Raw genomic sequence first — 18857 nt, forward strand, 5'->3', positions numbered from 1 at the left:
AAGGTAACGGAAATTCGATGGGGCAGGCAGCGCTTTTAAGCAATTTAAGCATTGCTTTTGCGCCCTGCCTGCCCCCTAGGGTTCATTATACCCAATCCCCATCCGCCTGTCAACCCTAGCCATCATTTTCCGAGCCGCTTTAACCTGATTGTCAATCTGCAACTCTCTCTACCAAAATTAATTCATAAATTCTATAGCCATACAGTGATAAAAAGTGGCAATTATTTGGTAGAGTAAAAGTAGGTAAAAACGCAGTAAGGTTTAATAACATGCCCTATACGGAAGATGGTGGATTGCTGAATAATTTTGCGAAAGAGCCGAAGATGTACACTGCCAAGCCTCCCAACAAGAAGCAACAACGGAACTATCTCGTGCAGGCGGTGTTTGCCCTGCTGTTGGTGAGCGGCTTAATTGTGTTGGCGGTGTCGGTGTCTGGTGGGATGAGCTAGAGCCAGCAAAAAGGGTAATTTTGCCCAAATTCTGACAGTGATAAGTCAGTAACCAGGTGCTTTAAGTAGAGGGGCACCTGGTTTTTTGGGGTCATGGAGCGATCGCGAAACCACAGAAAGGCACTGGCGGGAGAAAAAAGAGGCGGAAACCCCCACAGAGGAGAACTCCTGAAGCTGCTATCCCAAACAAGAAAAAGGAGTTGTGCATCATATTGTCCAAGGATCGTCGCATCGCCCTCGTTTTTTGTAGGTAGCCTCGGCTTGCAATGCTGGTAGCATGTTGGTAACGGATATTTTTCCCGAAAAAGGATTGGGTTTAAATCGGCAAAACTACAAGCAGCTCAAACTGGCGCTGAGTCTGGGTTTGCGCCGTCAAATTTTTTTGGCGGTTTGCGATGACATGCGCTTGCGGAACCAACTGGCGAGGCGGTTAGAAACCGAGGTGGGCGATCGCGGTGGATCGTCTCCGGAGGGAGAGTTTGTGGTGACGCCGTTGCGATCGCGCAGGTATCCGGGAGTGGTGAGCATCCAGTTAGACCTCGCGGATCCCAATCCGTACGCGGCGATCGCGGAATGGTTAGAGCGCAATCCGCCGCCCACCGAGCGATCGCCCATGCCGGTGTTTCAGATTCTCGGTATCGAACACTTAACCCGCCATTCAACGAGCGTGCAATGGTTTTTTCTGAATCAGTTGCGCGAAATCGAGCTGCGGTTAGTGGAAACTTCGGTACCTCGGATTGGCGAATGCAGTTTGCTGCTGTGGGTACCGCGTCCCTGGTGCCATACGATCCAACAATCCGCCCCGGAGTTTTGGCGCTGTCGGACCGGGGTATTTGAATTTGAGGGAGACCCCACGCCGATTGACGAGAGACGAGAAAGCGATCGCGCGCCGAGGCGGGTGATTCCGATGCCGCAACGGGTGGAGGCACCGAAAACAGCAAAAGAGAAAGAAGACGGGGAAACGGCGATCGCTCATTCCGGCCCGGAAGCGGGATCCGAAAATCGGGAGGTTGCCGAGTTAGAAGCATCGCCGGGATCTGCGCCATCCCCCGCCGAGAAACCCGCGATCGCCTCGTTACTGCTTCCCATAGGGCAACCTGCGTCTCCTGGCGAGTCCGAGGAGGCTCCACCTGAGATTCCGACTCCGAGTGTGGCATCAGCTCCCCCAGCAAAATTAATCCAGTGGGTGCGAGAGACTTGTTTATCACAAACGAGTGAAAATGTCAATGATATTTCTAAAAAATCCGAGACCTTCTCGGTGCCCTTGCAACTGCTCGATCGCTTAAAGCAATTGCACGCACAATCCGCATCGGCAGTAGAACTGGCGGATACTTATTTTAAGTTAGGCAATTTTTATCGCGAGTTACTCACCCCGAGTGGGGAAGGCAAGGGCAAAAGTGAGGTGAGTCCAAGTGCAAGTCGTGAATATAACTCACAATACCTGGAAATTGCCATTCTCGCCTACGATCGCGTGCTAGCACTGCTCGAACCGGACAATCCATTGTGGGCCGATTTGACCAATGACCTCGGGAATTTTTATTGGATGCGCGCGAGAAGTGGCGAGAATAGTGAAGAGAAAATCGCCGATTTAGAGCGGGCAATTGAAGTGTATCGGCGCGGGTTAAACCCGTTAGCGGGGCAAAAGCAAAGTGAAAGTTGGGGGAGAATTCAGAATAACTTAGGAGCGGTTTATGGGGAGATGGCTCGATATGGCTCGCGCGTAGAGAATTTGCAGCGATCGATTGCCGCTTATAATGAAGCATTAAACTGTCGCAAAGGCGCATTAGAAAGCGACCCCCCGGCGAATGCCAGAGCCTATGCAGCGACGCAGAATAATTTAGGAACGGCATATTGGAATTTAGCGCAACATTGCGAACCGGTGGCGAATTTGCACCAAGCGATCGGGGCGTATAGCGAAGCCTTGCGCCATCATTCCCGGGAAGAGCAACCCCGGGAATATGGGATGATTCAAAACAATCTCGGTACGGCATATTGGAATTTAGCGCAGTACGAGAGACCCGCCGATTATTTGATGCTTGCCGTAGCGGCTTACGAAATTGCGTTAATTTATCGAAATGCCAAAGAGATGCCCGCCGCCTGTGCGGCGACGCAGAATAATTTAGGCACCGCCTATTGGCATTTAGCGAACCACTCGAAAGCGGATCCGGGGTTGCGAGGGGAGTTTTTGCGCGAAGCGATCGCCGCCTATGATGCAGCATTGGCGATCGTCGAGACCCTGGTGCAAGCATCCCGGGTGGGAGAGGGCCGCGCCCCCATGCTGGCATTCGATCGCTTTGCCGCCCACAATAATCTCGGAATTGCTCATTACCAACTGGTGAGCGAAACCGGCACCGTCACCGAAGAAAAAGAGCGATCGCAACATTTAGAAGCCGCCTTGCACCATCACCTGCAAGCCCTACAAGGATGGCAACAGCAACCGCAACTGCATCAAACCGCCTTGCACTACGTGGTGCAAACTATCCGCACCTTTTATCGAGAATTTGGCATTGCCGGACAAAATCTGGCCCTGGCCAAAGTGCCCGGAGAGCTACTCCCCGAACTGCTGCGAAAATTGTAAATCCTAGGGCGGGGAAACAGTAGCGATCGGCAAAGGAAGGGTGAGGGGAAGAAGAGAAAAAAGCATTTTTTTCATCCACGCCGATAGATGTCAAGCATCCATGACGCAGACACAGGATCCATGCAAAGCGTGGAGTGGAGGCAAAAAACGAGGTAGGGAAACGAGAGAGGCGTGGGAGGAAACCGGGAGAAACGTTTCCAGACGAGGAGAGCGGCACAGCGTCTCAACCGGGACAGAATTGCTATGATAGATCGAAACAATTTTGTTTAATCAAACCTTTGTGTCACTCAATCGGCAAGCCAACTGAGAAACAGAAGGAATCTTGGGCGCACAGCGCCAGCGAACCCCTTCCGGCAAAAATGTCACAATTATAAATGCAACGGTGCGATCGACCTTCGTGGGACGCAAGCGTGCGGGAGGGAAAACCTTCAAGTCGCCAGAGTGCCACAGAATCAGCCAACAAAATCAATCGAGAGTGTAAGTGTGTGACTGTTTCACCTAAGTTGTTAGAACAAAATCTAAAAAGCCTATTTCCCTTTGAGTTAGATGAATTCCAGCTACAGGCGATCGCCGCCTTAGAAGCTGGACGATCCGTCGTCGTCTGTGCCCCCACCGGATCTGGGAAAACCCTAATCGGCGAATATACCATTCACCGAGCCTTGCAGGGTGGCGGGCGAATTTTCTACACGACGCCACTCAAAGCCCTATCGAACCAGAAATTGCGAGACTTTCGGGAATTATTCGGCTCCCACAACGTCGGATTGCTCACTGGGGATATGTCGATCGATCGCGATGCCCCCATCCTGGTGATGACCACCGAAATTTTTCGCAACATGCTCTACGGCACCTCAATTGGTGCGGTAGGCACCTCCTTAACCGGGGTAGAAGCGGTGGTACTCGACGAGTGCCACTACATGAACGATCGCGCCCGAGGGACGGTATGGGAAGAATCCATCATTTACTGTCCGCCAGAAATCCAACTGGTGGCGCTTTCCGCCACCGTAGCCAACGCCTCGCAACTCACCGACTGGATCGAGCAAGTACATGGCCCGACAGAGCTGATTTACTCCAACTACCGACCGGTGCCCTTGGGTTTTTACTTTTGCAATTCCAAAGGGTTATTTCCCCTACTCAACCGCAAGCAAAACAAAATCAACCCGCGCCTGCTGAGGAATCCGAGCAAAGGGAGAGGGGGAAAGAATCGGGACGTGCCCAATCTAGGGAGCGTTTTGACTCATTTGCGCGAGCGGGATATGCTGCCGGCGATTTATTTTATTTTCTCGCGCCGAGGATGCGATCGCGCCGTGGAAGAAGTCAGCGAACTCAATCTAGTCAACCCAGGCGAAGCGCGGGTCTTGCGGCAAAAAGTGGAAGAATTTTTGCGGAAAAATCCCGAAGCGGAGCGAGTGGGACAGGTGAAACCCTTGTTGCAGGGAATTGCCGCCCATCATGCCGGCATTTTACCCACCTGGAAGGGATTTGTGGAAGAGTTATTTCAGCAAGGATTGATTAAAGTGGTATTTGCCACCGAGACCCTTGCCGCCGGGATTAACATGCCCGCACGCACCACAGTGATTTCCAGTTTATCCAAGCGCACCGATGACGGGCACCGACTGCTGAAAGCCTCCGAATTTTTGCAAATGTCCGGTCGCGCGGGCAGACGCGGGATGGACGAACGGGGGCATGTAGTGACCGTGCAGACCCGGTTTGAAGGCGCGAGAGAAGCCGCATATTTAGCCACCGTCGGACCCGATCCCCTCGTCAGCCAGTTTACCCCCACCTATGGGATGGTCCTCAACTTGCTGCAAACCCACAGCTTGGAAGAAACGAAAGAACTGGTAGAATCCAGCTTTGGGCAGTATATTGCCACCATGCACCTGCAGCCGAAATTAGAAGAACTGGAGGAACTCGAGCAAAAGCGGCAGCAGATGGAGACGAAATTGGCCGAAGTAGACGAGGATCTGTGCAAGGGGTATCAGAAGTTACGAGAGCGGCTGAAAGCGGAAAAACGGCTGCTGAAGACCTTAGAAGTGCAAGCCTTGGAAACCAATGCGGCGATCGCGGCGCAAGCCCTGCCCACCAGCGAACCGGGACAGATGCTCAGTCTCAAAGGTCGCCACATTTCCGCCAAAGAGCCGATTCTAGCGGTGTTAATCGGCAAAGTGCCCGGATCGGGACAATCGCCGAATTTGATTTGTTTGGGGAAGAATAATCGGTGGTATGTGGCCTCGAGTAGCGATGTGGTGGCCCTGCACGAGGTGTTGCCCCAGTGGGGGAAATGGGAGGTGCCCGAACCGCCCGTGGAACTGATTCTCAAACCCGGACAGTCGCGCAAAGGGAACGAAGAAACGGCGGCGATCGCGCAAGCGATTCCCGACTCCCTCGAGTCGTTTTACGCCCCAGAAGTGGAAGCCCAAGCCCAACGCCTTGCTGCCGTGCAAGAGAAACTGAAAACCCATCCGCTGAATAAATACGGCGACCCCGGCAGCTTGCTAAAACTGGAAAAACGCTGCCAGAAACTCGATAGCCAGATCGAGAAAATTCGCAGCGGACTCGATCGCCAGCTTTCTTCCCACTGGGATGATTTTCTGGCGCTGATTCATATCTTGCTACAAGTGGGCTGCTTGCGAATGGTGGAAAATCCCCCCGAAGCAGAAGAAGAGGCAGAAGAAACCACCCCCAGTTTTGACGTGACCGAAATCGGCGAAAGCGCCGCTGCCATTCGCGGGGATAACGAATTGTGGTTGGGTCTGGCACTGATGAGTGGGTCCCTCAATGGCCTCGGTCCGCATCAGTTTGCGGCTGCCTGTGCCGCTTTAGTCACCGAAGTGTCCCGTCCCGATACTTGGACCAGCTATCAAGTTTCCCCACCGGTGAAAAACGCACTCTCGCAACTGCAAGGGTTGCGTCGGAAACTGTTTCAAATCCAGCATCGACATGATGTGACTTTGCCCATTTGGTTGGAACGGGAGTTGATTGGATTGGTGGAAGAATGGGCGTTAGGGGTGGAATGGAGCGAACTGTGTGCCCATACGACGTTGGATGAAGGAGATATCGTGCGGATTTTGCGTCGGACTCTGGATTTCTTGTCTCAGGTTCCCCACGTTCCCCATATCTACGAAGAGTTAAAAACTAATGCCTATCGTGCGATTCAGCTTCTCGATCGCTTCCCCGTGAACGAAACCATCGAGCAACCCTAGTGCTCCCCGGCGCACCGGAGGCGCAGCGCGTTTGCAGGCGTTTCCCCCGAACTCTACCTGAGTTCAGCTCCTTTTAATTAGGCAATTAATCGGCAGTTTTTGCCTCACAGAAGCCGCAATTCATCGGCGTTAAAACCTTCAAGAAGGCGCTGCTTTTCCAGTGGGTATGATAACCGCAGAAAATCGGACAATTTACCCACTGGAAGTTATAAATAACTCGGTTTTAAAACCAAACAATTGCAATTTTAATTTATTTTTTTGATAAAAAATTACTTTTGTCGATAAAATAAAAGAGAATTTGAGGAAACCAAATCCAAACAAGCAAAAGCCTTTGTTTCGTAGGGTGCGTGACCCCCCGTTCCCAATCGGTGGGAACATCAAACAATGGAATTCGGGGGGTCACGCACCGCTGCAAAAATTTGCCATAACAGATTGTTTCTTCCAGGATATCTCGATATAAATTTAATCCTTCCATTGCACCAATTTCCTTAATCCATCATCGGATTTCTATCGAGGTTTTAGGCAATTGGTATAAATATAGAAAAAGTTGAAGTAGCTTTTTGGTGGGCAGGGCAATTGGGCTGTTTGCTGGGAGCAACTTAGATCGAGAAGCCCTGCCCACCCTACTCACTATCGAGGGGTTTTTGGTGGGCAGGGCAATTGGGCTGTTTGCTGGGAGCAACTTAGATCGAGAAGCCCTGCCCACCCTACTCACTTGTGAGATGAAATGCTTTAACGGAGTAAACCATCGCCGCCAAATGGGTGAGGGAAAAAGAGCGACGCCTAAAGAGGGAATTCGGCGTCACCTTGGCGGTGGGTGCAGTATGAGAGCGAGGGGGCAAGAAAGCCGAGAACCAGAGCGCCAGGGAAGCGACGCTGGAGAGGGAAACAGCCACAAAGACATAGAGAGAGGGAGAAAGAAAAAGCCCCCAAAAAAAATAGGGAAAGTGAAAATTGCCGAAAAAAACTGATAGAATAAGCCCTTAGCATTTTATTCGGCCAAGGTAAGCGTGATGAGCGATCGCTGCTTTCAAACCTCTCCATCGTGGCCCCCGGGAAAACCAGGGGTAAACCCAGCAATGCAAGCCGATCGAATGACCCCCAAATTGTCGAGATGGTCTTGCTACAGCCGGACCGCGATGCTGGCAACCCTCATCAGCAGCGTAGTTTTGGTAACTCCAGCCGCCTTCACCGGCGTCAGCGCCCAGACGCCCGCCGCAGATCCGGCAAACCCTACAGCGCCGCAACCCCTGAAACAAAGCGCCCAACCCCTGCCGGAAAACGCCTCCTTGCATGTGGGAGTGGTTCGCAGTGAGGATAACGCGGCACAGTGGCAGGCGATCGACCAAAGACTCAGAGCAGCCGGCATTTCCTACACCGTGGTCGAAATCGATGCAATGGCGCAAACGGTGCGGGAGAATGACATTACCCTGTTAGTGCTGCCCAACATCAGACAATGGACCTCGGAGCAAGTGCTGCAACTAGAAACCGTGATGAGTCAGGGGGTGCGGGCGATCGTCACCGGACCGCTGGGGGTGGATTCCCCGGATGGAGTGCGGCAAGCGTTAACCTCAATTGTGGGTGCCTACTGGGAAGCGCCCTTGGGCGAACCCCTAACCATGCAACCGATTCCTTGTCGCAGCGAGATGCTTTGTCCTGCGAATTGGATACCGGAAAATGTAGAGAGTCGGACGCTTCCCGGGGGGAGAATCGCGCCGAAAGGCTTTAACACGCAGGTAATGACCACCTGGGGACCGACCCCGGGACCGGCGGCGGTGATTGTCAGCGATCGCACCACATTTTTCGGCTGGGAATGGGGCAATCATGCCGATGTCGCCTACGATAGCGCCTGGTTGCGCGCGGCAATTTTGCGATCGCGACGGCAAAACCCAAGCAACACCCGGGTCCGCATTACCGACAACGAAGCCCCCGCCTCCCCATCCCCCACGCCAACTCCGCCCGCGCCAGAGAATCCGGCCCGAGAAACCCCCACCGCCGCAGAGCAACTGCGCGAGTCGGCGGCGCAACGCCAAACCACCACAGCAGAACCGCCGCCCACCCCAGAGGCACCCGCGACACCGGCACCCGCGCCACCGCCACCGACTACGGCGGCACCCGCGACACCGGCACCCGCGCCACCGCCACCTCCCCCGGCGGCATCCCCGGCACCGGCACCCGCCCCTGCCAATCCACCGCGCGAGGATACCCTGCCTTATTTACCGGAAGATACCGTAACCCCAGAACTTCCGGAGGCGACACCCCCGCAAACCCAAACCCCGCCACCATCGCCCCCGGTGGCGCAAGAACCGGCGACACCCCCGCAAACCCAAACCCCGCCGCCATCGCCCCCGGTGGCGCAAGCGCCGGCGACACCACCGATTGGGGGGCAAGTGGCGGTGAATTCCGAGGGGGCGGCGGTGGCGGATCCGGCGGAACAAGTGGCTTCGCCCGGATTAGAGGTAGAAAGAGGACCCCTGCCGATTACTTCCGTGGAAGCGATCGCCATGCGTCAAGAACTAGAACATCTCCTGGGGCGGGTGGAAAGCGCCTTGATTACCGCTTCCGTGCATGAAACCTTGCCAGCAGCGGCAAGTCTCGGCGAGGGATTAGCAGAATTGCCCGGGGAGATTACCCTATCGTCGATTTCCGTAGTGGATACGGGGGGAAACAGGAAAGAGGGAGAAATCGCGGCAGACATGCGATCGCCAGAAGGTCTGGTGGCGGCAACTCCCAGGGCATTTCGCGCCACCGCCGAAGCGATCGCCTCCGCCAAGGCGATGCTGCAAGAATTTCCCGATCTGGTGCAGCGCCAAGACTATGCCAGCGCCCGTTCCCAATGGTTGGAAATTCGCGATTTGCTCTGGAACCACTATCCCCTTGAAGGGGTATTCGGGCAACCGGAAATTCGCGCCATCTGGCTCGATCGCGCCTCGATCGTCCGCGCCGGATCCGAACGGGGACTGGCGCAGATTTTCGATCGCTTAGCCGCCGCAGGCATTAATACGGTGTTTTTTGAAACCGTCAATGCCGGTTATCCGATTTATCCGTCTGGAGTTGCGCCGGCACAAAATCCCCTCACCCGCAATTGGGATCCCCTGGCGGCGGCGGTGAAATTGGCGCACGATCGCGACATGGAGTTGCACGCTTGGGTGTGGACGTTTGCTGCCGGCAATCAACGGCACAATGCCTTGCTCAACCAACCTCCCACCTATCCCGGACCGCTGATTAGCGCTCATCCAAGTTGGGCGAACTATACCGAGGACGGAATGATGATTCCCCCCGGACAAACTAAGCCGTTTTTGGATCCGGCAAATCCGGAGGTGCGGCGGTATTTGCTCGGGTTGTTGTCGGAAATTGTCACCCGCTACGAGGTGGATGGGGTGCAGTTGGATTACATCCGCTATCCGTTTCAAGACCCCAGCGCCGAACGCAGCTATGGATATGGGGAGGTGGCGCGGCGCGAGTTCGAGCAATTAACCGGGGTCGATCCGATGGAGATTACGCCGGACGATCGCCAGTTGTGGCAGCAGTGGACCGAGTTTCGGGTGGCGCAAGTGGATGAGTTTGTGGCCGAAGCGTCGCAACAGTTGCGAAATTTGCGATCGGATCTGGTGATTTCCGTGGCGGTGTTTCCGTTAAGTCGTCACGAACGGTTGAATAAAATTCAGCAAAATTGGGAAGCTTGGGCGCGGGAGGGCCATGTGGATTTGGTGGTGCCCATGACCTATGCAATGGATACCAACCGTTTGGAGAAATTGGCTCAACCTTGGCTCGAGGAAGCGGATCTGGGGTCGGTGCTGGTGTTACCCGCGATTCGCTTGTTGGATTTGCCCGAGATTGTGGCGGTGGATCAGATTCAGGCGTTGCGAAATGTGTCGGCGGGGGGATATGCGTTGTTTGCTGTAGAAAATGTGAGCGAGGAACTGCAGGGGATTTTCCAGCGCACCCAAGGGCGATCGCCGGCGAGTTCCGATATGCCGATTCCCTACCGCGAACCCTTTGCGGCGGCGGCGGCGCGCTTCGAGATGTTGCAGCGAGAATGGCGCTTTTTGTTGGGGGGCGATCGCCTCTGGATTCGAGAACCTCAACTCACTCAGTTTCAGGCAAATGTCGCCGAGTTGGGTGCAGCCCTCGATGACCTGGCGGCGGATCCTTCGGGGGAAGCGTTGCAGTCTGCCCGGGAGGCGTTACGGGCGTTTCGCGGGGAATTCGAGGATTGGATGAATTTGCATTCTTTGCACAATCCCTATCAAATTCAGAGTTGGGAGAATCGCTTACAGACCCTCGAGGTTCTGTTGCGCTACGGCGATCGCTTTGTGTTGCAGCGATCGCAGAGTGTATCAGAAGCGGGGGAGTAGAACCATAAGCCCTACAACTGATTTAAAACAGCGGTTTGACCGCCGGATTTCTGATTGCAGTTGACATTGAGGGTTTGGCAGGCCAAACTAATTTCTATCTTTTGACAGATAAAGTGTCAACGTGCAACTGCTACGCTAAAAGTTGACCGTGGCGATCGCGATTCTCGTTTCCAGCAACAGGGAACGGCTGGATAGAATCGAGCCGACAGCGGGAGTGAATCGCCCCGAGATTGTGTTCTCGGGTAAGGACTTGGGTGGGGGAGAATTTCCACCCTAGGAAACTGCGCGATCGCACCGGGAATTTTAGTTAAAACCGTGGAGACTTTTATGACAATCGAGGTACGAGACGACTTAGCCTATATCGTCCTCAAAAAAATTAAAGAAAGCGGCGATAATCAACAACCCCACGATGTCAATTTGACGCGGGAAGATTTAGCCGATCGCCAGGTGACAGAAAAAGATTTACTGGGCAACATCGATTACCTCAATCAAAAAAAATATATCACAGCTGAGTTTACCGGCGAACCCCAAGGAGGCGTAGAACCATTACCCGAGACCATCCACTTGAAAAAAGCCGCTTTAACCGATAAAGGTCGGCAAATGTTAGAAAAAATGGAGGCGAAGCCACCGGAATCCCTAAAACAGGGCAAAAAGGCACCGATTCCCATCGAGCAGATGCCTTTTCTGGAAAAAGTGATGGTGAAAGGGAAACTGTACGATATTTTTGATGCTCGCGATATCACCGTCATTGTCTATCGCGTGATGCGCGATATGATGACCACAGAAGCGAGCGATCGCGTGGGGGAAGAACTGCACAAAGAAGCGATGCCCACCGATGACAAAAGCCTGCAAATGGAAATTGCCGAACTGTGGAAAGATACCAATCCCCTGGTGGCATTTCTCAGTCGCATTCGTCCGCCGTTAGAGATTAAAGACGAGCGCTTTTTGTTCCGGGTCGCCAATGAAGGATCGATGCCGAAATATACCGAACCCGAACGAGTGGTGAAAGCGGTATTTTCAGCAACGAAAGAGGAATTATCCCCGGAACGAATCGCTGAAATTGGCGAGACGCTTCCCGGCAAAATCAAGCAATTGTGGAATCAGGCATAAGGTTTAATGACAAGTTCCCAGCAGGTGCTGGGAACTGTTAATTTAGGTAAGAAATCTCGATCGAACCGTGACGCCTGAGTGCGTGACTCCCCGGAGATGTCAGGGGGGGACGATCGCAAACGGGCATGTCTGGGGAACCTCATCCCTGTTGCGAAATGGCAAATCCGGAGATGGAGCCTTTTGTGGGGTCAGAGTGCCCGGGAAAGCAGGGGAGGGAGGCGCGATCGGGGGTTTACAAGATGAAATTCCCGCCCGATGAGGGTTTGAGGGATTTTTGCACAGTGACCGAAATCACGAATCCCGGCGATCGCGATCGTTCTGAGAGGGGGGTAAAGTCACTGCAAAATTACGGGGAAATACGGACAATAAAAATAGAGTTTACAAAAGTTTTCCTGGAATGATGCAGATGATGCTTTCTCAAAATCAGCATGACGTTCGCCAAATCGCCGATAAAATTTTGACCTCTCGGCGAATTACCCGCAAGGATCAGTCCTTACTGATGTCCGTGGTCTTGAATAATACATTAAACCCACAAGAGAAACACAGAGTAGATAAAATTTACGATGACTTACACAAAGGATTAATCCGAGTAGTGGATTGACCATGAGCTTTGGATCGGTCAATCTGCTGCTTGGGAGAAAAGGAGTTAGGTCAAACGAGTTTTAATATTAAAAAAGCGATCGCTTCTTTCAGGTGATAGATCCGAAGCGATCGTCTCATTGTTTTATTGCTAATGACTATCGTAGAGGGAACAGGTAGCATAACCCTCCCCATTCCACCGTTATGGTTTGACCGCAAAGCCACCTTGCATCATCTGGTTAAAGCGTTCCAATTCCTGCGGTTCGCCGATCGCCAATACTTTATCCCCGGCGTGCAAGCGCGTTTCGCCTTTAGGATAGTAGCAGATTTCCTGATTATGTCGCACCGCCATCACCGTGACGCCGGTGCGGTTGCGAATATCGGTTTGTGCGAGAGTCTGGAGATCGAACGGGGAATCCGGCGGAATTGTCATCCATTGGCTATTGAGTTCCGGTAAAACCTGGTTGAGGTCTTGTTGTTTCCAGCGGATGGAACGTTCCGAACGAACGCTGAGATAGCGATCGCCGCGAATCGAGGTCATTACTGAGTGAATGGTGGATGGAGATTCGCCCAGGTGGGTGAGCAAATGGGCACCGATTTCTAAACCTGCTTCAAATTCTGGTTGAACCACTTCCCACGCGCCTAATTGGGTGAGTAAATCGATTTCGCGATTGTAATGACATCGGGCCACCACATCCAGACTCGGGGCAATTGTTAAAGCGCGTTTGAGGAGCAATCGGGTACTGGTGGGGTCCGGAAGGGCGATCGCCAGAGCTTTGGCTTTTTCCAGATGGGCTTTTTTCAGCACCAATTCTGAATCCGCATCGCCGAGAATATAGGGAATATGTTGCGATCGCAGTCGTTGGATGGCGGCTTCGCTATTTTCAATGACTAATATCGGATAGCCCAAATTTTGCAAAATCTTCACCGTGGTTTGGCCCACTCGCCCGTAACCGGCGACGACTACATGATTGGAAATGGTTTCTGGAATCGAGAGAGATTTCGTCCCGCGAAACCGGCGCAAATAATTCCCCAACCCGGGCATTTCGATTGCCTTTTCTGCCAAGGTGGGGGAGCATTTTAACCCAAGTGGCGTCAGCACCAAGGTAATCGCAGTGGTTCCCAACAGCAGCAGATAGATTTTCTCGCTAATAAAGCCTTGTTCTAGACCTACCAACGCCAAAACAAAGGAAAATTCCCCAATTTGATTTAATCCCAAAGCAGAAATAGTAGCGGTTTTAAACGAGTAACCAAATTTTAAAACGATGGGGAAAATAATCGCGGCTTTGCCCACCATCACCAGGGCCACCATGCCTAAAATCCAGCCAAAATTTTCCATGAGAATAGCGGGGTCGATGAGCATACCCACCGAGGCAAAAAACAAACTGGCAAATGTATCGCGCAAGGGGAGGATTTTTGCCAACGCTTGGTCTGCATGGTCGATTTCCGAAATCATCAATCCCGCGACAAAGGCTCCCATTTCAATGGATAGACCCAATCCGGCGGTAATTAATGCCACGCCCAAACACAGGGCGATGACGGTGAGGAGAAATAACTCGCTACTGTCGGTTTGAGCGACGGCTTTGATTAAGGGAGGAACCAGCCATTTGCCGGCGGCTAAAGCGGCGGTTAAAAAGATGGCTCCTTTGAGTAAGGCGATCGCGATCGCAACCAACAGATGTTCTGGTTGTTGCAGGGCGGGCAAAATCGCCAGCATCAGCCCTAAGGCTAAATCTTGGGCAATCAAGATGGCCAGCATGACTTGCCCGTGAACCGTGTGGATTTCCCCGCGTTCCGTGAGGGTTTTAAGCACCACTGCGGTGGAGGAGAGGGAAAAAATTGCGCCGAGAAATATCCCTTGGGTGAATCGTTCTGGGCCGGCGATCGCGGTCACTAACAGGGCCACCAAGGAGAGGGTTAAGCCAATTTCGAGCAAACTGCCTTTAATTGCAATATCTTTAACCCGCTTGAGTTCGGCGAGGGAAAATTCCACCCCGAGGGCGAAGAGTAAAAAAGCGACACCGATTTCGGCTAGGGCTTTAATCTCCTCGAGTTCGCTTAACAATTTGAAACCAAACGGGCCGACGAGCAAACCGCTGGCTAAATATCCTAACAAGACGGGTTGGTTGAGCCGTTTGGCGAGATATCCGCCCAGGGCAGATGCGCCCAATACCGTGGTCAGATCCAAAATGATATTGTGTTCTACTGACATGTTGTTGCGGGGGTTTTAAATGAGTTTGTCCAAAAGCGATCGGGCACTATATTAAAATTTTATGACATTGTGACCGCAACATGACTTGTTTAAGCGGATTTTTGGCCAGCGGCGGGCGATCGCCTTGCAGACAGGGTAGCCGTTTTCTGCCTAAATGGATCCATTCCTGGCAATGGCGATCGGTTTTGGCGCGAAGCGATCGCCATGCCAAATTGTCAGCTATTCCTGACAATTTGGCGAAGATTACTGCGCCTGCTGTAACCGAAATCTGAACTAAAGGCGAACAAATATTAAATAAATTTAAAGTTTAGTTTCAAATTGTCTCAATCTGCATCAAAAGGCGAAAAAGTTGCCACAACCTGTTTTAAAATAAAAAAGCAACTGTATGTAATGCCGGGAGGCAATCAATCGTGGCTTACACGTGCAACCTAGGTAGCGGTCAGCAAATTTTTGTCGAAGATCGGGGAAATCAAACCATCGTCACCTTAATGAGTGGCAGTGGGGGTCAGCAGCAACAAGCCAGCAGCGGTTTTTCTACTGGAAAATGGACCAAACCGCCGACTCTATATCGGATGGGGGGTGGCGCTATCTTGCGAATTGATACCGAAGGCGGAGCGCATTTCATTTCCATTCAATCGAATGGGATGAGCGCGATGAGCAGTATGCCTACCTTGGCGGGTGCCGAAGTCGCGCAAATGCAACAAACTTCCACCTCGGTAGCGAGCGAACCGACAATGGAACCGATGCAACCGATGGAACCGATGCAACCGATGCAACCGATGCAACCAATGGAACCGATGCAACCCATGAAACCGATGAAAATGGGGGACATGGAAATGCGGGCAAATCCGATGGAAATGCGAATGGGAAACATGCAAATGAGCATGGGAGACTCTCAGCCGGCGAGACAGTCGGGGCGGAATTTTTGTCCCCAATGTGGAGCGGGGGTAAGCGCTAGCGATCGCTTTTGCTCGAATTGCGGTCACACCTTAAACTAAACCCGATTTTCGGGTAGGCTATTCCGGGGAATCTCCTGTTCCCCGACTGGTTTAATTATTTAGCAATCACCCTCTACCATGTCGATTAAAGTTGCCCTAAATCATCGGAAAGTCTATAGATTCGATCGGGCAGTGACTTTAGGGCCACATACGGTGCGGCTGCGCCCTTCTCCCCACTGTCGCACCTCCATTCACAGTTACTCTTTGCAAATTGCACCGGAGAATCATGCCCTCTATTGGCGACAAGATATCTGGGGCAATTGGCTTGCGAGAGCGAATTTTCCGGAGAAGACCGAGGTTTTAAAATTTGAGGTGGATTTAATCGCGGAGCTGCAGCCGATTAATCCCTTTGATTTTTTAGTGGAAAACTACGCGGCGAGCTATCCGTTTGCCTATCCAGAGGACATCGCCAAAGAACTCGCCCCCTGCTTGCAGGTGCGAGAGTCTGGGCCGCTGTTAAAGCAATGGCTCGAACCGGTGAAGGCACAAAGCAGCTTTATCACCACCTTTCTCGGCGCGATCGCCCAAAAAATCCAGCAGTGTATTGCCTACAAAATCCGCTTAGAAGAAGGCATCCAATCTTGTGAAGAAACCCTGGAGAAACGGGAGGGTTCCTGTCGGGATACGGCGTGGTTATTGGTGCAAATTCTCCGTCATTGCGGCTTGGCGGCGCGGTTTGTCTCGGGATATCTGATTCAATTGGTGCCGGAGGAACCCGCACCAGACGAACCCCGAAAAATCACAACCGATACCGCCGACTTGCACGCTTGGGCCGAGGTGTATTTACCCGGTGCGGGATGGATCGGACTCGACCCCACCTCGGGCATGTTCGCCGCCGAAGGGCATGTGCCCCTTGCCTGTGCGGCAGATCCGCGCCATGCGGAGCCGATCGCGGGAACGATATCTGCGTGCGAGTCCACCCTGGAATTTGCCGTGAGGGTTTCTCGATTTGCCGCACCAGAACCGGGAACCGCGCCCTATACTTCCAGCCAATGGCAGGCAATCCAGCGGTTGGGCGAGCGGGTGGACGAACGACTCCACGCCGCCGAGGTGCGATTGACGATGGGGGGAGAACCCACCTTTATCGCCCTGGACGATCGCGAGTCCGTGCAGTGGCGCACCGGGGCACTGGGTGAGGAGAAACGCGCGCGGGCGGGAATTTTGCTGGAACAACTGCGCGATCGCTTCGCACCGGGGGGATTGCTCCATTACGGACAAGGGAAGTGGTATCCCGGAGAACCCTTACCCCGCTGGGCGTTAGGCTGTTATTGGCGCAAGGATGGTCTGCCGATTTGGCGCGATCGCGCCCTCATGGCTCGCGATGCCAAAGACTACGGCTACTCTCACGCCGAAGCCGCCAAGTTCCTGACGGAAATCGCACAACGGTTAGGGGTTGCCCCCGACTGCGCGATCGCCGCCTACGAAGACACCGCCGACAGCGAAATCGCCGCCTATGCCTTACCCTTAATTTGGGTGAGCCACAACGGCAAAGAGGGGTGGCGCAGTTGCCTGTGGGAACCCCCGCGCGATCGCTTGGTGTTGATTCCCGGGGACTCCCCGGCGGGATATCGCCTGCCCCTGGATAGAATGTCCTGGGTGCCCGACTCGGAGCTGCAAACCGAAGCCCCACTGCATCCCGATGCCAGCAAACAGCCCTTGGGAGATATGGCGGCGCGGGTGGCTGCCAGAAGCGAATCCCTTAGTGAGAAACAAAGCCAGCACCGCACCGCCGCAAACAGCATCCAAGTGGCCCTCTGCGTTCAAGTGAGAGAGGGATGCCTACAGGTGTTTATTCCTCCCATCAATCGGGCAGATAGCTATCTAGACCTGATCGCCTGCATCGAAGACACCGCCGCCGCCACGGGCTATCCCGTGCGAATCGAAGGCTATGCGCCACCGCGCGATCGGCGATTGCAAGGCTTCCAAATCACCCCAGATCCGGGGGTAATCGAAGTGAACCTGCATCCGGCGCACAGTTGGGAAGAACTGGTTCGCACGACGACTACGCTCTACGAAGACGCCAGAGAATGCCGGCTGGGAACCGAAAAATACACCACAGAAGGCGATCGCATCGGCACCGGGGGCGGGTCTCACATTACCCTAGGCGGCGTCACCCCGGAAGAAAGTCCGTTACTGCGACGCCCGGATCTGTTGCGAAGTCTGATAACTTACTGGCAAAATCATCCCAGTTTGTCTTACTTGTTCTCTGGGTTGTTTGTGGGTGCCACCAGTCAGGCCCCGCGCGTGGATGAGGCGCGCCACGAAAGCTTATACGAGCTGGAAATTGCCTTTTCCCAACTGACGCGCGATCGCGCCACCCCTGCCGGTGGCCCCGGGGCGGAAAATCCCCTGCCCCCGGAAGTGGTCGATCGCTTGTTACGCAACCTGCTCATCGATGTCACCGGCAATACCCATCGCTGCGAGTTTTGCCTGGATAAACTCTATCCGGTGGAAAATCCGCGCAACCAAGTGGGATTGCTGGAATTGCGCGGGTTTGAAATGCCCCCGCACCCGGAAATGGCGCTGGTGCTGTCATTGTTGATTCGCGCGTTGGTGGCGCGGTTCTGGCAGCAACCTTATACTCATAAACTGGTGCGCTGGGGAACCCAGTTACACGATCGCTTTTTGCTCCCGCACTACGTCTACGCCGATATCGGCGATGTGGTGCGCGAGTTGCACGATGCCGGCTATCCCTTTGAGCTAGAGTGGTTTGCGCCGTTTTTGGACTTTCGCTTCCCCCGGTATGGGGAGATACTCCGGGATGGGGTGCAGCTCGAATTGCGGCGGGCGATCGAACCGTGGTATGTGCTGGGAGAAGAAGCCTCCCGCCGAGGCACTGCCCGCTATGTGGATTCCTCGATGGAACGGTTGCAGGTGTTGCTGCGCGGAGCCACCGAGGGGCGGCACATTGTCACCTGCAATGGGTATCCGGTACCGTTGCAATCGACCGAAGTGGCAGGAGTGTTTGTCGCCGGGGTGCGCTATCGGGCGCGGAAAATTGCCGCTTGCCTGCATCCGGCGATCGACCCTCACGTGCCGTTACGGTTCGATATCGTGGATACTTGGGCGAATCGCGCGATCGGCGGCTGCACTTACTATGCCCAACACCCGCGCGGAGAGGAATGGGCCGATTTGCCGGTGAACCAGCGAGAGGCGCAAACGCGACTGGCTGCCCGTTTTGTGCCCGAGGGTCACACTCACGGTACCTTACAAGTGCCATCGTTACCCCCGAGTCGCGAATATCCCCTCACCCTGGACTTGCGGCGGGTATAATCTCCGCTTGGCAACAAACCGACCGAACTCACGTAGGGTGCGTGACGCCCCGCCCTAAATCTGCGGGAAACCCGCTAGGGACGAAACCGGGCGTCACGCA

At 53.8% G+C, this 18857-nt stretch carries 10 protein-coding genes; 9 read left to right on the top strand and 1 reads right to left on the bottom strand.

What is annotated here, in order from left to right:
- The first annotated feature begins 269 nt into the window (after positions 1-269).
- From psb34 to LKK83_RS29280, 6 genes are all read left to right on the top strand, one after another.
- Positions 270-449: a photosystem II assembly protein Psb34 gene (psb34, locus tag LKK83_RS29255; RefSeq protein WP_324634991.1), complete on the top strand. Its 180-nt coding sequence runs from the start codon at positions 270-272 to the stop codon at positions 447-449.
- A gap of 277 nt (positions 450-726) precedes the next feature.
- Positions 727-3027: a tetratricopeptide repeat protein gene (locus LKK83_RS29260; protein ID WP_324634992.1), complete on the top strand. Its 2301-nt coding sequence runs from the start codon at positions 727-729 to the stop codon at positions 3025-3027.
- A 485-nt stretch (positions 3028-3512) separates the two neighbouring features.
- Positions 3513-6227 carry a DEAD/DEAH box helicase gene (locus tag LKK83_RS29265; RefSeq protein ID WP_324634993.1) on the top strand — a complete coding sequence of 905 codons (2715 nt, stop codon included), beginning with the start codon at positions 3513-3515 and terminating at the stop codon, positions 6225-6227.
- A gap of 1079 nt (positions 6228-7306) precedes the next feature.
- Positions 7307-10585 (top strand): family 10 glycosylhydrolase, encoded by a 3279-nt coding sequence (locus LKK83_RS29270; protein WP_324634994.1) that lies wholly within the window; start codon positions 7307-7309, stop codon positions 10583-10585.
- 327 nt (positions 10586-10912) lie between these two features.
- Positions 10913-11695, top strand: coding sequence for a DUF2267 domain-containing protein (locus LKK83_RS29275; RefSeq protein WP_324634995.1), 783 nt, complete (start codon positions 10913-10915; stop codon positions 11693-11695).
- Positions 11696-12101: 406 nt separating this feature from the next.
- A complete protein-coding gene (locus LKK83_RS29280; RefSeq protein ID WP_324634996.1) occupies positions 12102-12296 on the top strand; it encodes a hypothetical protein in 195 nt (64 codons plus the stop codon).
- A 180-nt stretch (positions 12297-12476) separates the two neighbouring features.
- On the opposite strand, the gene LKK83_RS29285 is transcribed toward LKK83_RS29280, so the two are convergent.
- Positions 12477-14486 carry a cation:proton antiporter domain-containing protein gene (locus LKK83_RS29285; RefSeq protein ID WP_324634997.1) on the bottom strand — a complete coding sequence of 670 codons (2010 nt, stop codon included), beginning with the start codon at positions 14484-14486 and terminating at the stop codon, positions 12477-12479.
- Positions 14487-14566: 80 nt separating this feature from the next.
- Here LKK83_RS29285 and LKK83_RS29290 point away from each other — a divergent pair, with 80 nt between their 5' ends.
- The 3 genes from LKK83_RS29290 (at position 14567) to LKK83_RS29300 (ending at position 18757) form a co-directional block, all read left to right on the top strand.
- Positions 14567-14758, top strand: a complete 192-nt coding sequence (locus tag LKK83_RS29290; protein ID WP_324634998.1) for a hypothetical protein — start codon at positions 14567-14569, stop codon at positions 14756-14758.
- Between the two features lie 138 nt (positions 14759-14896).
- On the top strand, positions 14897-15484 hold the full coding sequence (locus LKK83_RS29295) for a zinc ribbon domain-containing protein (protein WP_324634999.1): 588 nt from the start codon (positions 14897-14899) through the stop codon (positions 15482-15484).
- Positions 15485-15562: 78 nt separating this feature from the next.
- The gene (locus tag LKK83_RS29300) at positions 15563-18757 is read left to right on the top strand and encodes a transglutaminase family protein (RefSeq protein WP_324635000.1); all 3195 of its coding nucleotides are present in this window, start codon (positions 15563-15565) and stop codon (positions 18755-18757) included.
- The last annotated feature ends 100 nt before the right edge of the window (positions 18758-18857 follow it).

Origin of the sequence: Phormidium sp. CCY1219 (assembly GCF_035615515.1) — a bacterium.
In the GTDB taxonomy this organism is placed as follows: Bacteria; Cyanobacteriota; Cyanobacteriia; order Cyanobacteriales; family Laspinemataceae; genus CCY1219.

What these genes read in the sequence shown, in the direction of transcription:
- psb34 (WP_324634991.1), top strand. Translation starts at nt 270, where the DNA reads ATGCCCTATACGGAAGATGGTGGATTGCTGAATAATTTTGCGAAAGAG.
- LKK83_RS29260 (WP_324634992.1), top strand. Translation starts at nt 727, where the DNA reads ATGTTGGTAACGGATATTTTTCCCGAAAAAGGATTGGGTTTAAATCGG.
- LKK83_RS29270 (WP_324634994.1), top strand. Translation starts at nt 7,307, where the DNA reads ATGCAAGCCGATCGAATGACCCCCAAATTGTCGAGATGGTCTTGCTAC.
- LKK83_RS29275 (WP_324634995.1), top strand. Translation starts at nt 10,913, where the DNA reads ATGACAATCGAGGTACGAGACGACTTAGCCTATATCGTCCTCAAAAAA.
- LKK83_RS29280 (WP_324634996.1), top strand. Translation starts at nt 12,102, where the DNA reads ATGATGCTTTCTCAAAATCAGCATGACGTTCGCCAAATCGCCGATAAA.
- LKK83_RS29285 (WP_324634997.1), bottom strand. Translation starts at nt 14,486, where the DNA reads ATGTCAGTAGAACACAATATCATTTTGGATCTGACCACGGTATTGGGC.
- LKK83_RS29290 (WP_324634998.1), top strand. Translation starts at nt 14,567, where the DNA reads ATGACTTGTTTAAGCGGATTTTTGGCCAGCGGCGGGCGATCGCCTTGC.
- LKK83_RS29300 (WP_324635000.1), top strand. Translation starts at nt 15,563, where the DNA reads ATGTCGATTAAAGTTGCCCTAAATCATCGGAAAGTCTATAGATTCGAT.